The sequence below is a fragment of the Pseudodesulfovibrio piezophilus C1TLV30 genome, assembly GCF_000341895.1.
Lineage (GTDB): Bacteria > Desulfobacterota > Desulfovibrionia > Desulfovibrionales > Desulfovibrionaceae > Pseudodesulfovibrio > Pseudodesulfovibrio piezophilus.
The window spans coordinates 2965313-2980345 of the sequence record NC_020409.1 but is presented as its reverse complement, the minus strand read 5'-3'; the positions used below and the strand labels follow the sequence as shown (position 1 = coordinate 2980345).

The following is a 15033-nucleotide window of genomic DNA, read 5'->3' as shown; positions in this document are numbered from 1 at the left end:
AGTCCGCCGAGATCCATATGACATCAAGGCGTTACGACAGACGAAACGGCGTTATTTGTTTTTGTTCACATATGTCATGCGTAGATTATAGACAATGTCGCACAACAGTTTCCGTTCATCTTCATCCAACCCATTATCAAATTTTTCCTTGAGCATACCGAGCACATCAATCGTGTGCTTGGCCATCTGCGGATGGAACTCAACTTTGCCCGTGGTCGGGTCTGCCGCCTCGCCCAAAGTCACCATGGCGGACGAAGAAAGTGAATAGATAAATGTTGTGAAGTTGATATCAAGCGGAACCCCTTTCATAGGATTCTCTCTGCATGTTTTGTCAGACATCCTCGCCTCCGATAAGAATGACAATTGTTCGTAAAAGTTCAGTACGGTTTCACGCCATTTGAGTCAACATGTGGCTTTGCAGGATCCAGCCCGGCTATAATCATTGCGCCCATACAGACTCTGAGTCATAGATTGATCATGCTCTGCAAAAGAGTGCAAAGATATCATATTGAATTCTCATATAATTCTCAACAAATTCGGACCAGGACATACAACCTCAAACAATGAAGGATACCATGGCCAAGAAAAAAATATTCCACTATCCCGCTCTCATCATGGGAATCTTTCTGTGCATCCAACTCCTGACAGCATGTGACGGCGGGGAAGAAAAAGCTCCCCCAGAGGTACAATTAGCTCCCTCCATGAAAGTGGTCAGAGCCACGACAAGAGATATGCCTTACTGGGGGGAGTTTATCGGTCAGATCAGCGCAGTGGACTCAGTCGATGTGCGCGCCCGTGTCGCCGGATTCTTGCAGGAAAAACGATTCAAGGAAGGACTTCACGTCAAAAAGGGTGATCTGCTTTTCATCATCGACCCCAAACCTTTTGAGGAAGATTTGAACGTGGCTCTCTCAGGGCTGGAATACAATCAGGCACTGCTTGCCAAGGCAAAAAAGGATTTTGACCGGTTCCAGAAACTGCTGGAAGAAGGCGTGGTCAGTCAGGATGAGTTCGAAGGATATCAAACAGATTTTGACACTTACCAGGCAAAGGTTCGTGAAAGTAACGCACAGGTCGAAAATGCCCGGATCCAATTGGGCTATACCAAAATATATTCTCCCATAGACGGTGTTATTGGCCGAGCTCAAGTTGATATTGGTAATTTGGTGGGCCAAAATGAATCCACACTCCTGGCGACAATCTCCACGGTGGACCCGGTTTATGTCAGCTTCAGCGTCAGCGAAAGTGAATATGTCAGGGCCAAAAAAGGCCAACTCGGGGAGAAACCTCCCAAAAACAGTATTAAACTGATCTTGGCCGATGGTGAAGAATATGACCAGAGTGGCTCATTCAGCATGGTTGACCGAGCCATTGATTCCCAGACAGGCACCTTGGGTATACGGGTCTCATTCCCGAACCCCAGTGGGCTGCTCCGCCCCGGACAATATGGGAAAATACGTGTGCTCATGGATATGGCCAAAGAGGCGATTGTCATTCCTGTTCGAGGTATCCTTGACGTCCAGGGGATGAAATCAGTGTACCTCGTGACCAACGAAGGAACGATCGTCAATCAGCCGGTAACCCTCGGATTCGAGGTCAATGGCCTCGTTGTCATCAAGAGCGGCCTCAAGGCTGACGACCAGATCATCGTTGATGGAATCAACCGGGTCAGACCCGGTATGACCGTCACTCCCGAAGTTGTCCCCCTGGACGAAACACCAAAAGACTCGGCCCATGAAGGCGAAACGACAGAGAGGACCGAGACAACACGCAAGGACGGCTAGCCATGTTTGTCCGTTTTTTCATAGACCGTCCCATCTTCGCTTCAGTGGTCGCCATCATCATCCTTCTCGTTGGAGGACTGAGTCTCTTTTCGCTCCCGGTTGCCCAGTATCCGCAGATAGCACCACCATCCGTCAGCGTTCAGGCCAGCTACACTGGTGCCGATGCAAAAACAGTCATGCAATCAGTGGCAACACCCATCGAGGAACAGGTCAACGGTGTGCAAGACATGATGTACATGTCGTCAACCTCCTCCAACGATGGTTCCATGGCACTCAAGGTCACCTTTGAGCTTGGCCGTGACCTGGAACTTGCTACCGTGGATGTACAGAACAGGGTCAACCTCGCAACATCCAAGCTTCCGCAGGAAGTCCGCAACGCAGGGATCTCGGTCAAGAAACAGTCGCCTGACATCGTCATGATTATCAATTTGACATCCAGTCTGCCACAATACGACACGCTTTTTCTCAATAACTACGCACAAATAAACCTTTATGACGCTTTGCGCCGTGTCGAGGGAGTCGGCGATGTGAGCCTCTTTGGCGACAAGGATTATGGCATGCGCCTCTGGCTCAACCCTGACAAGTTGGCGACATACGGGCTGACTGTTTCCGATGTCATCGGAGCTGTCGAAGAACAGAATGTGCAGGCTCCGGCCGGGCAGATCGGTATGCCTCCCGCTCCCAAAGGGCAACAATTCCAGATGTCGGTTCGCGTGAAAGGACGCCTGACCGACCCGGATGAATTTGGAAAAATCATTCTGAAAGCCAATGAAGATGGCAGCGCTGTCAGGATCCAGGATGTCGCTCGAGTGGAATTGGGCGCAAGAAACTATTACACCTTTGCCCGACTCAACGGGCAGGATACGGCCTCTTTGCTGATCTACCAATTGCCGGGAGCCAATGCCCTCGATGTTGCCGAAAGTGTCCGCCATACCATGGATGAACTGACCACCATGTTCCCCAAGGGTATCGAATACTCTATCCCCTATGACACGACCCGCTTTGTCGATTCCTCTATCGAGGAAGTCATGCATACCCTGATCGAAGCGTTGTTTCTCGTCTTCATCGTGGTATTCGTTTTTCTCCAGAATTGGCGCACCACGGTGATTCCGATGGTCTGCGTTCCGGTGTCCTTGATCGGCACCTTTGCGCTCTTCCCACTCATGGATTTTTCCATCAACACCTTGACGCTCTTCGGACTTGTCCTCGCTATCGGCATTGTCGTGGATGATGCCATTGTCGTGGTTGAAGCAACACAGCGCATCATAGATGACGAAGGACTCTCCCCACGAGACGCAACTCGAAAAGCCATGCAGGAAGTCACCGGACCGATCATAGCCTCCACGCTGGTCCTCGTAGCGGTCTTCATTCCCGTCGCCTTCATGGGCGGCATCACCGGGCAGCTCTACAAACAGTTTGCTCTGACTCTTTCGGTGTCGGTAATCATCTCTTCCATCAACGCCCTGACCTTGTCTCCGGCGCTGAGTGCCCTCATCCTGCGTCCCTACAAGCCTGCGAGAGGACCATTGGGATGGTTCTTCGACAAATTCAACCTGATTTTCGATGCAGTCAGCGAGCGCTACAATAATGGCGTCGGAAAACTGGTAAAACGCTCGGTTCTGGGCATTGTCGCGGCAGCTGTTTTCGCGGCTGGATGCAGTGGCCTTTTCTCGATACTCCCGACAGGCTTTGTCCCGGATGAAGATCAGGGCTATTTCATCGTCAACTGCATGCTCCCGGAAGCGTCCTCACTGGAACGCTCGGACCAGGTAGTCCACAAGCTCGAAGACTACCTCAAAACAGCTCCCGGCGTGCACAGCTATGTGACTCTGGGGGGATTCAGTCTGCTCTCAGGAGCCTATTCCTCCTATAGTTCAGCTGTCTTCGTCATACTGGACGATTGGTCCGAGAGAACAACTCCCGAATTGTCTTTGAACACGATCCTCGGTCATGCCCGCAAGGCTTTCGGCAACATTCAGGAAGCCAGTGTCATGGCCTTTGCTTCCCCGCCAATTCGAGGACTGAGTTCCACAGGGGGGCTTCAGTTTGAACTGCAAGACCGCTCAGGCGCATCAATCAATGAGCTGTCTGCCGTGGCTGACAATTTCATGAGTGCATCCAACAAACTGCCACAGGTCGCCAGCACCTTTACGACCTTTTCCAGTAGAGTCCCGCAGTATTACGTTGAAATAGACAGGGATAAAGTCAAAAAGCTCAATGTGCCAATCGATGATGTCTTCACCACCATGCAGACCTATCTTGGCGGATATTACATCAATGATTTCAATAAATATGGCAGAACATACCGAGTCATGGCCCAGGCGGAATCAAACTACCGCACCAGGATTGACGACCTGAGTAAATTCTACATGCGGTCAGGAAAAGGACAGATGGTTCCTCTCACCACCCTTGGATCTGCGACCCGAATGACCGGGCCGGAATACATTCAGCGGTATAACATTTTCCCCACTGTGGAGATCACTGTCACACCGGCCACCGGATATAGTTCTGGCCAGACCATGGCCGCAATAGAGCAGACCGCCGATGAGACTCTTCCCACCGGCTATGGATATGAATGGACCGGGATCGCCTATCAGGAAAAGACTGCTGGTGGTCAGGCTGGCATGATATTCACTCTGGCCATTGTCATGGTCTTCCTGGTGCTGGCGGCTCAGTATGAAAGCTGGGCAACTCCTTTTGCCGTCATCTTCTGCGTTCCCCTCGGCATCTTCGGGGCCATGGCTTCCCAATGGGTGCGAGGGCTGGATAACAATGTCTATGCCCAGATCGGCCTTGTGATGCTGATTGGTCTTGCAGCCAAAAATGCCATCTTGATCGTTGAATTCGCCAAGGAACAACATGAACAGGGGAAAAGCATTGCCGAAGCAGCCGTGGAGGCGGCACGGCTTCGTTTCAGACCCATTCTCATGACCTCCTTCGCCTTTATTCTCGGTGTCATCCCGCTGGTCACTGCTGCCGGGGCAGGCTCAGGAAGCCGCCATGCATTGGGCACCTCGGTCTTTGGCGGCATGATCGCGGCAACAGTGCTCGGTGTCATCGTTGTTCCTGCCTTGTATGTTTTCGTTCAAACAATCGCCGAGAAAATCGGTCACTTCATGCGAAACATATGACCACACAAGGCAAAAGGATCTGCCCTCAATTTACCGCAGTCCTCTGCTCCCTTTCTCCGATTCAAGAAAAAGCCCCCAAAGACGGAGCTTCGGGGACTTTTTTCATACCAGATGGAATATTACGAGCTATGCCCGACCTTCGAGTAACCGCTCACCCGAAGGAGTCTTGAGGACATTCCCCAATGCTTCGACAACAGCAGCATCGAATTTGGTCGCATCTGCTGCCAAAATTCCCAAAGCTTCGCGGGGTGCCTTGGCTCCTCGATAGGAACGCGGACGGATCATCGCGCAAAAGACATTGAGCACCGAAAGAATGCGAGCAGACAGAATAATATCCTCCGCTTCAAGCTGTTTGGGATATCCAGATCCATCATTTCGCTCATTCATCTGATAAATGGCCTTCAACACCCCTTCATCGATGTCTATATCCTTGAGTATCCGATACGCATGTTCCACATGCTCTTCCATGGCTGCCATTTCTTCATCAGTCAATTTGCCCGGCTTGGTCAGGATCTCATTGGCGACAAACATTTTTCCGATCTGCGAAAGGTTGGCGGCTGTTTCTATTTCAGCCATCTCCATTTCCGACAAGTGCATGGTTTTGGAGACTTCCACTGAAAGCCCGGCCATCAGCTTGGTGTGCCCGCCCAAATACGGGTCTGCGGCCTCAATCGTCGAACCGAGGGCCTCCATGGCCCGTTTGATCAGACGCTTGTTCTTTTCCTGCACTGCCACAAATTCCGTCATATCCCTGTAGACCTCGACAATCCCCTGACACATGTTGTCCTTGTCCATGTAGGGAGACTTGGAAATCTGGAACTCATAGCGCTGAGAATGGAGGAAAAATGACTCATTGATGATTTCCTTGCGTCCCGTCTGACAGACAATTCCATCATCCGCCCCCACTCGCTTTGCCGTGTCAAAACCGAAAACAGCAGCGGAATCCATACCTATCAGTTCATCTTTCTTGCGCCCAACCGCTTCGGCGAAGGCATCATTGACATATGTGTATTTCCCCTCAAGGTCCTTGAGAGTAATAAATTCATCGATATTGGCATTGATGGAATCGATAAACCGTTTCTGATCGTCGATCTGAGCAGCAAGAGCTTTGAATTCTTCTGCTATTCTCTGGCTTTGAACTCCGGCAAGAACCCACCAAGCCAAGCCCGCTATCAGCAAGGCCGTAAGAATTCCCAATCCGGCAACCACAGTCACACTGTTTCTGAAAGCGACAAGAGGTCCCATGGCCTCACTATAATCACCTTCCTGAACAACCCACCAATCAGGACCATGGATCATGTGCCCAAGTGAAAAAACTTTCTGTTCAGGCTCGGAGAGGCTTCCCCGTTCACCAAATGGGATATCCCCGTTTTCATCCAATGCGATATCACTATGCACAGGTGTAAAGCCATCCGTGGTCCACGGTGTCACCTGCCGATAGCCTCCAACGCCTTTCTGGATCAAACGAGTCCGTTCGCCCTGAGAAGAAAGCACTGAATTCGCAAGCAGCTCCGTTATTTTACCAGAAACTTGTCGGGTCATCATCAGCGCACCGATTGGTGCTTCCTCATTTTCCGCCCCATCAGGAGAATAAAGAGGCACATAGACATCCATCTCAAGCCCCTGCAAAGTCTTGCGAAGGGGAGAGAATCGAGGTTTGCCGCTCTTCATGGATTCTGTCGCCTGCTCCAACTGCTCCGGCAACATTGGTGGCAGATAGCCATCCGTGGCTATATAGGCATCCCCATGGCGATTGAGAATCCGGGCATTGACAAAGCCGGAGTAAGTAGAAAATTCCCTAAGCATATTCTGCATCATGGGCAACTGTGCCGCGAGTTCGGCTCCCTCTCCCTGAGAATCATCGTCTTCAATGGCGACAGCACCGAAAATACCGGCCAGATCACCATCAAAACTGTCCACTTCAGCGGCGTAGAGCCTGAAAAGATCAGACTTTATCAACCTGTCACCCTGATGAGACAGGTTCTCCAGCCAGGCCGTAAACATTTCACCACGGCCATGAGCCAAAAGTTTATACCGTTTCTCCAGATTCTCCAGTCCTTCGGATTTCTTGATGCCCACTGCCCGGCTCGCCAGGAACAGGATACCTGCGGAAATCACCAGCACGAAAGCGAGGACAACGGTGATCTTAACCCCCTGCCTTGCTCCGCCGATGCTTATCGGTAATTCTGAGTTGGTCTGCTGTGCCATAGTTGACTCCATCTGGTTGTTGACAGGACAGGCAGCATGCCTCTCCCTCTATTTTTTCTTCACGCTTCGACGCACACTCTTCTTCGACCTGGGAACATGCATCCATCGAAAGTGCTCATTCACCGAATACTGGGGAACATAATGCTTATATTTGACATGAGACAGGACCATATTGGTCTGATTATCCAGCACATAGGCATCGTTGCCAAGATAGACCACAAGAACTGCGTGTCCGATATTTCTGATCCGGTCCTTGAGAGCCACTATTCGCATTGAATCACCAGTAAAACCAAGCTCCTGCAACGCATAAAACTTGGCAATGGAATAATCCTCGCAATCTCCTGATTTTCTGAGGAACTCCATGGGGGTCGCCCAGTAATCACTGGCCCCGTAATTCGCCGCATCCAATCGATACGGCCATTTATTGAAAAATTTATTGACCGCTTTGAGTCTTCCCATACGATCAAGCCCCGCGACATCACGCCTGAGCTTCACCCAACCTGACCTGGAAGGAAGCTTCGCGCTCTGCGCATCCTTGAAGTATCCTTTCCAAGCCTTCATTTTGGCAAGCACTCTCGACCACTTGGGAAGTTTTCTTATTTTTCCCTTAAATTCAATGGTGTCGAAAAGCAGAATTTTCTTTGATTGGGGGGTCTCTTTTCCTGCTTTTCGAGGAGCAGGCACCGAACGGACAACCGGGACCTTTTCCTTCCTGGCTACGGGAGAGGTCGGTTGAGATGACTTGAGTACGGGGGACGTTTTTTTGGAAGTGACCGGGGTTGAGGAAAACACTGCTTCAGCCTGGCTGGATGCTGGAACGACCGGAGTTGAGGCACCCCGGTCAGCGTGAATACCCACCTCTTTTGTGACGGCCTGAGTGGAAACGGCCTTCTTCGGGGGTGTCTCTTGCCTGCCCGAAGAGATTACTTCCCGAACCTGAGTCTCTTCTGAACCGCTCTCAACCGAGGGGTTTTCAGCAACTGTATCATCCGCAGCCGCCTCCTTTTCCGTGTTCCCGGCACCTTGCGTCTGCGTCGTCCCACCAACCATCGGATAAATAGCGAAGGCGGCCACCAATAAAGCGACCGCCGCCATCCGACGTATGAGGCTGGCTCGCGTCATCAACGACGATCAGCGCTCCCGGAGCGCGTTTTGTTTGGCTTTGAGAATAGGCTTGAGCAAGTAATCCAAAACAGACTTCTTGCCGGTCAGGACATCAACCTGAGCGGTCATGCCCGGAATGATAGGAAGGCTTTCTCCACGGTATTCCATGACACTCTTCGAGGTTCTGACCTTCACAAGATAATAATTTTCGCCTCGTTCATCGGCAATGGTATCCGCACTGATATGCTCGACAGTCCCATCCAGTCCACCGTAGATAGCTGAGTCATATGCAGTAATTTTAACTTGGGCAGCCTGTCTGGGATGAAGAAAAGCGATATCAGCAGGTTTGATACGGGCTTCGACGAGCAGGGAGTCATCCAAAGGAACGACTTCCATGATCGACTCACCAGGCTGAACAACACCACCCAAGGTATTGATGTGAATCGTTTTGACAATCCCTCTCACCGGAGATCGAACATCGGTCCGTGTCACTCTGTCGCTTCCGGCACTCAAGGATTCCCGAATAGAACTCAGTTCCTGTCGACGCTGGTTGATTTCTTCCAGTGCAGCACTGCGAAACTCGGCTTTGCGCTGCTCGACACGTCCCTTTGCCTCACGAGCCGCAGATTCCACGCGGGGAATACCTAAATTCAAGGCTTGAACATCTCCGTTCAACTCCAGTACTTTTTGCTCAAGCGCCAGATAGTCCAGTTCTGAATGAATATGTTTCTCGACCAATGGTTTGGCAATAGCCCGCTGTTTTTTTGCCACTTTCAGGCTTGAATCGAGCTGGTTGCGGCGCGCTTTCATCTCATTGATTTCCTGGTTCTTCTGCTCATATTGATCTTGGAGCAAACTGACTTCGATATCAAACTGATCCAATTGGGCTTTATAAATACGGCGCTGGTCCTGCACCAACTGCGGCGCTTTTTCCACCAATTCATCATCAAAGACTGGTTCAATCCCTTCAACAATGGCTATCAACCGAGCAATAGCCGCCCGATGCTCAAGCGCTTTTGCAAAGGCATCTCGGTAAAAACTGGCAGCCTGCTCATTATGCAACCGGCACAAGACATCGCCTTTTTTGACCACCTGGCCTTCATCAACATAAATTTCGCTCAGGATGCCGCCTTCGAGATTCTGTATTTCCTGAATTCGTTGGGATGGAATGATCTTGCCAAACCCCCGCGTCACTTCATCCAGAACGGCAAACTTGGCCCAGACCAGAAAACCCACGAACATCAACACAATGGAAACAGACATCAGATACGCAAGCTTTCGCCCGGAACCATGCATGGCCTGATCCACTTCGGACATGAACAGCAGTGTTTCTCTATCAAATTTTTTATTGCTCATCACGGCCTCACATGTTGACCTTGATCTTGCCGGATCGCAACCCGTCGAGAACAGCCTTCTTCGGCCCATCAACAACGATGCGCCCTTTATCCATGATAACCAGCCTGTTCACCAAGTCCAACATGGAATGACGATGTGTAATCACGATGAGAGTCTTCTCCCTGACAAATGGCTCAAGCTTTGACTTGAGCCGATATTCCGACTGATTGTCCATATTGCTGGAAGGTTCATCCATAATCAGAATTTCAGGATCGGGTAAAATGGCCCGAGCCACGGAAACCGCTTGGCGTTGCCCACCTGACAGCGAAGTCCCCCGCTCTCCCACCATCATGCCGAATCCAGCAGGATGATCCTTGACGAAATCATTGACCCCGGCGATATCAGCCGCCTCCTTGATCGTCTGGTCATCTGCTTCCGGCAACCCGAAAGCAAGATTATCCTTGAGTGTCCCGTAAAAAAGCAGGGAATCCTGCGAGACATATCCCACCTTACGCCGTAAATCTGCCACATCCATTTGACGCAGATCGATATTACCAACCTTCACCGCACCACTGAGCGGCTGGTAAAGACCGACTATCAGTTTGCCGAGGGTGGATTTACCTGCCCCGGTTCGGCCGACAATACCGACCTTGTCACCGGGCTTGAGATTCAAATTGATGTCATGAAGAACGGCCTTGTCTGTTCCAGGGTAGCTGAAGGAAACATTCTCAAGTTGCAAGGAACTTTCCACGGCACCATAATGAAACGTTTCCTTTTCGGTCGGCCGCTCACTCGGCATCTCCATGAGCATATCGAGTGCATTGAGTGCCATGCGCGATTGCTGAAAACGGGACAATAATCCCGCGACTGCACTCAGAGGAGCCATTGCCCGCCCAGAGAGAATGTTGCAGGCAATCAGTCCACCCACGGTTAATTCACCCTTGGAAATGAGAAAAACACCGATGATAATAATCGAAACCGAAACCATCTGCGTGACAAAAATGGAGAAGGTAACAGAGATATTCGCCAAAATCTTGGCCCGGCTGTTGGACATGGCCGACATCCCGACGACGTTTTCCCACCGCCCCTGCATCCGGCCCTCGGCCATGGAGGTCTTGATGGTCTCCAGTCCCTGCACTATTTCGAAGAGCAGCGCATGTTTCTGGGTCGATTCCTTGTAGTGATTCTCAATGATGTGCTGAAAGGGAATCTGAAGGCACACCCCGAACAGAATAACCAAAGGCACTGCGATATAGATGGGCCAGGCAATAGGCCCACCGATAAAATGGATGACCAGAATGAACAGGAGCAAAAAAGGCATGTCAATAAGCGCCACCAGCGAACTGGAGCTGAAAAACTCGCGCAATGATTCAAACTCACGCACGTTGTTGGCGACAGCCCCGGCAGACTCGGGCATATGGTCCAACCGAGCTGACATAAGATGCTGCATGATACGGCTCCCGATCAGAACGTCGGCATTCCTCCCCGCCACATCGACAAAATAAGACCGCAGATTTTTGAGCGTAAAATCAAATATATACGCAAGACAGATGCCGATGGCCAGTGCCCAGAGAGTTTCCACGGCATTATTGGGGATAACCCGGTCATACACATTCATGACAAAGAGCGGTGAAGCCACGATAATCATGTTGGTCATGATGGAAGCAGCGATGACATGGCGATATATTGGCCAAAACTGAAGCATGGCCCCCCAGAACCACCGTTTGGTCTTGACGAGTTTCAGTTCACTCGCCCGCTTGTCAAGCTTGGACTCGCGATGACACAAAATGGCGTATCCGGTGTACTCCGATTCCAGAGTCGCCAAATCCATCTCCGTCTCGTCCATTCCCTGTCCGGGGACCATGACTCGGGCCATCTTATCATCCGTATCAATCAGGACACAGGCATTACCCCCTCGCAAGAGCAGAATACATGGCAGTACCAGTTTGGTAATGGAACGAAGATCTCCACGATGCACGGTTTTGGCCCGGATGCCTATACGGCCGGCAGCCCGGACTATGGAAGCGGCCGTGATAACACCATCCTGTTGGGGAATACCTGCTTTGAGCGTTGCCGAAGAAACAGGCTTGCCCATCAGACGGCTGATGATCGACAGGCAGATCACCAAAGGTGGTTGAAAATCGATATCCTTGGGCGACAGACGTTCATCACGTTCAAGGTCAGGCCCGCTTGGCTGTTGTCCCGTCGGGGGAGAAGGTGGTCCGGCCTGAGCCGCTCCTTGCGTCCCTTCGGCGGCAGCGGCAGCTTTCTGCTGGCCTTGTGTGGTGGAACCAGCCCCGATTTTTTTGCCGGGAGGAGGCCCGGAAAAAGCCTCAGCACTTTTGGAAGTGTCTTCCACCCCGCCCCCGGTTCCTTGACGTGTGGAATTCGAGAGCTGAGCCGTTTCGGTTTTGGGAGGTATATTGTTTTCTGAAGACATAATGAGCGCCTGACTCTGGATTGAATGGTAAAACAATTGGGAGACGGGGCACCCTGCATGCGCCGCAACACTGTACCATTTTTAACTTTTTCAGCATTTACTCACGGCCCGTTTTTGTCAAGCCGCAAATTATATTTACACCAACAATCCCGACAGGTTTCGGTGTTTTCCACACCCTTCATAACGGAAATTGTTCGGTATATTAAATGATTTGTACAATTCGTGATTTTTGGCGGAAAGCAAAAAGCCGATGAGGCATCTCTAGTCGGCAACATCGATGACAATCTTACCCATGGCTTCACCTGATGCCCAATACCGATGGGCCTGCCCTATATCCGTGTAGGAAAACCGTTCCTGGTCGAGTAGAATTGCCAGGGCATCTTGTTCGACCAAGGTGGCGATCTGGCCCAGAATCTGGCCGTATGGATGCCTGTCTTCTCCCGTAAACAGGGGAAGAAGCATAAAGACAACATGCAGGGAAAGACTTTTGGCATGCATCAAACTCAGGTCATGGGTCGACCGCGAAACTGTGGTTATGACTCTGCCATTATTGGCTGCTGCCAAGAAAGACGCGTCCAAAGTCTTGCCGCCGACAGTATCAAAGACTACGTTGAAACCTTCCCCTTCCGGTGTATCGGCCACTAATTCAGCCATCTCGACATCATGATAATTCACGGGAATACCACCGAGGCTTTCGACGACTGCCCCTTTGGTATCGCCGGAGACGGTTGCATGAACATGCGCCCCGGCATATCTGCCAAGCTGCACCGCGACATGCCCAACGCCGCCCGCACCACCCTGGACAAGCAGTGTTTCACCAGAAGAAATCCTCGCTTTATTGAACAACCCGAGCCAGGCCGTAATGGAGACCAACGGCAAAGCCGCCGCATCCGCCAAATCCATGCATGTGGGAGCCAAAGCGAGCAAACGTTCGTCCGCAACCATGAATTCGGCAAGAGCGCCTGGAATCGAGCCAAGCCCTCCGGCACAGCCAAAGACAGCATCACCAGGCTGGAACCGGGACATTCCTCCACCAACGTCCTCGACAATCCCGGCCACATCCATGCCGAGTATTGCAGGAAGCGCAGGAGCGAAGCCGAGTTGATCACCAAGCGTCGCTATCTTGTTATCGATAGGATTGAAACTTGATCCGACAACCCGAATGAGCACTTGTCCGGGCATGGGAACCGGACGCGACACATCATGTTGTACGAAATCATACCCGTCCCCATATGTCTCAAGCAGCATGGCTTTCATGGTGAGTCCTCCGATTGAAATAACTCTATCCCGCCCCGCGTCATTTGTAAATTACGGGAGACAAGACAACAACGCTTCCGTTAGCAGAACCGGATCAAAACAGGGAGCACTTTCGGCGGATGCGAGAGATGTGTCAACAACCGTCACACCGAGATGCTCCAAAGCGGAAATATCCAAGCCGCCCGGATAGGGCTGATTCCTGTCAACCAGCACGATTCCCAAAACTTCCGCCGCTTCAGGGGCACCGCTGAGTTGGAGATATCGGCGTAACACGCGGACCTGATCGGTCACGCCATGCCCCAGGAGTTCGGGATCTCCGACCGGATTGGGAACAAAGACCTTCGGACAGGGATTTGCAGCCACACATGCTCCTATGCCCTGCGGCAGAAGATTGGCAACCACGCTACTGTAAAAACTTCCCACTGGGTAGCAGATCAGATCAGCGCTTTCTATATGAGCACAGACGTCCCTCTCCGCCGAAGAGACAACAGGGGCTGCCGAATCCAATGCTTGTGTTTGCCACACCCGCTTAATGGGGCTGGATAAAGGGCCAGTCTCCTTGCCGGTCAGCAGATGCTGTCCCACAACAATATCCCCGTCAGCCAGTTCCGCCGCCAGGTGCAGGTCCCTGTCAACCGCAGGACAAACCGCACCGCGAACCCCGGCCAATCGCGAAAATATTTCGATAACCGGAGCCAGACGGCGGCCATGGGAAAGATATCCCGCAGTCAGCACAATGTTGCCTATACTGGCACCGCGCAGATCAAAATCAGCGGGCATCACTTGCAAAAAATATTGTATATGGTCCTGAATGAGTGGCCGCTTTGTCTCCGGCAACAAATTGACCAGAATATGTTTTCCTTGAGCAATGCGTCGTAATTCCGCAGCAAGGTCAGCATTCGATTCCTTTCTGGAAAAACGATAGGTAAACAAGGCGAAAATCTCACGTCCGCCCTTTTCTGACAAATCCGCAAGAGCCATAAGCCGATTCCTGATATCACCAACCGCCGGCATGCCGAAAGCCCGTCGCAACACGGCCGAGCTTCCCCCGGAATCATAGGGAGTGATAACATGCACCGAATTGGCCGTATGACGCATCAGCTCTCGGGAGACTCCGCGAAGTGCTGTTCCACCACTGAAGAAAAGACAACGAGGACCGTTCTCCGCAATACTCAGGTCAAAACTTTCATCAGGCATTTCCCACCTACTTGTACTTGGCGTGACAGTGTCCTTTTTGATGAACCAACGTATCCACTGTCATATTGAGACGTTTCAAATCCCCGGATTCATATGCTGCTGCAAATTCGTCACACGCGGCCATATAAGCGTCGTAAGCCGGGTCCCCATACCCTGGATATGAGACCATTATTCTTGAATCATTCAAAAATTCTTCCACTGCGGCTGCCGGTGGCATTTTCCCCTGGTGGATCATTTTGAAAAGGACCTTGAAACTCGACCCCATGCGTTTTTTGAGGAACTTGTACTTCGGTTTGGCCGGTGCAGGGGGTGTGTGCAGAGTCTCACTGGGTAACGAGTCCGGTTCTTCGGCCTGACACTCACTGGCGGACTTGACTCTGGCCCTGAGAGACACCTGGCCGTATTCGTCCTTAAGACTGATCTTGATTTTCTTGAACTCACGAGCACAGGCAAGCTCTCCCCCTTCCCCCGTTTCCAAGGCATGGGCCAAGCGGCGAAAAAAATCAGCCAGATCCTCACGGGGCATAAATGTATCTATTTTCAATGATGGCATTGGTTTTCTCCATATGTTTCGAGA

The 15033-nt window shown here is 51.4% G+C and carries 10 protein-coding genes; 2 read left to right on the top strand and 8 right to left on the bottom strand.

All coding sequences use genetic code 11. The features are described from left to right. Nucleotides 1-51: 51 nt before the first annotated feature. A complete protein-coding gene (locus tag BN4_RS13875; RefSeq protein WP_015416036.1) occupies nt 52-339 on the bottom strand; it encodes a DUF1844 domain-containing protein in 288 nt (95 codons plus the stop codon). 236 nt (nt 340-575) lie between these two features. Here BN4_RS13875 and BN4_RS13870 point away from each other — a divergent pair, with 236 nt between their 5' ends. Further along, entirely contained in the window at nt 576-1784 is a 1209-nt protein-coding gene (locus BN4_RS13870) for an efflux RND transporter periplasmic adaptor subunit (protein ID WP_015416035.1), read from the top strand. Nucleotides 1785-1786: 2 nt separating this feature from the next. After that, nucleotides 1787-4915, top strand: coding sequence for an efflux RND transporter permease subunit (locus BN4_RS13865; protein WP_015416034.1), 3129 nt, complete (start codon nt 1787-1789; stop codon nt 4913-4915). A gap of 126 nt (nt 4916-5041) precedes the next feature. On the opposite strand, the gene BN4_RS13860 is transcribed toward BN4_RS13865, so the two are convergent. The 7 genes from BN4_RS13860 to BN4_RS13830 form a co-directional block, all read right to left on the bottom strand. Further along, entirely contained in the window at nt 5042-7123 is a 2082-nt protein-coding gene (locus tag BN4_RS13860) for an HD domain-containing phosphohydrolase (protein WP_015416033.1), read from the bottom strand. Nucleotides 7124-7171: 48 nt separating this feature from the next. Then, the gene (locus tag BN4_RS17565) at nt 7172-8245 is read right to left on the bottom strand and encodes a transglutaminase-like cysteine peptidase (protein WP_015416032.1); all 1074 of its coding nucleotides are present in this window, start codon (nt 8243-8245) and stop codon (nt 7172-7174) included. Between the two features lie 9 nt (nt 8246-8254). Further along, on the bottom strand, nt 8255-9583 hold the full coding sequence (locus BN4_RS13850; RefSeq protein ID WP_015416031.1) for an HlyD family type I secretion periplasmic adaptor subunit: 1329 nt from the start codon (nt 9581-9583) through the stop codon (nt 8255-8257). Between the two features lie 7 nt (nt 9584-9590). After that, entirely contained in the window at nt 9591-12002 is a 2412-nt protein-coding gene (locus BN4_RS13845; protein ID WP_015416030.1) for a type I secretion system permease/ATPase, read from the bottom strand. 261 nt (nt 12003-12263) lie between these two features. Continuing rightward, nucleotides 12264-13259, bottom strand: coding sequence for a zinc-binding dehydrogenase (locus BN4_RS13840; RefSeq protein ID WP_015416029.1), 996 nt, complete (start codon nt 13257-13259; stop codon nt 12264-12266). Between the two features lie 51 nt (nt 13260-13310). Further along, nucleotides 13311-14456: a GAK system CofD-like protein gene (locus BN4_RS13835; protein ID WP_015416028.1), complete on the bottom strand. Its 1146-nt coding sequence runs from the start codon at nt 14454-14456 to the stop codon at nt 13311-13313. A gap of 7 nt (nt 14457-14463) precedes the next feature. Then, a complete protein-coding gene (locus BN4_RS13830) occupies nt 14464-15009 on the bottom strand; it encodes a GAK system XXXCH domain-containing protein (RefSeq protein WP_015416027.1) in 546 nt (181 codons plus the stop codon). Between the last annotated feature and the right edge of the window lie 24 nt (nt 15010-15033).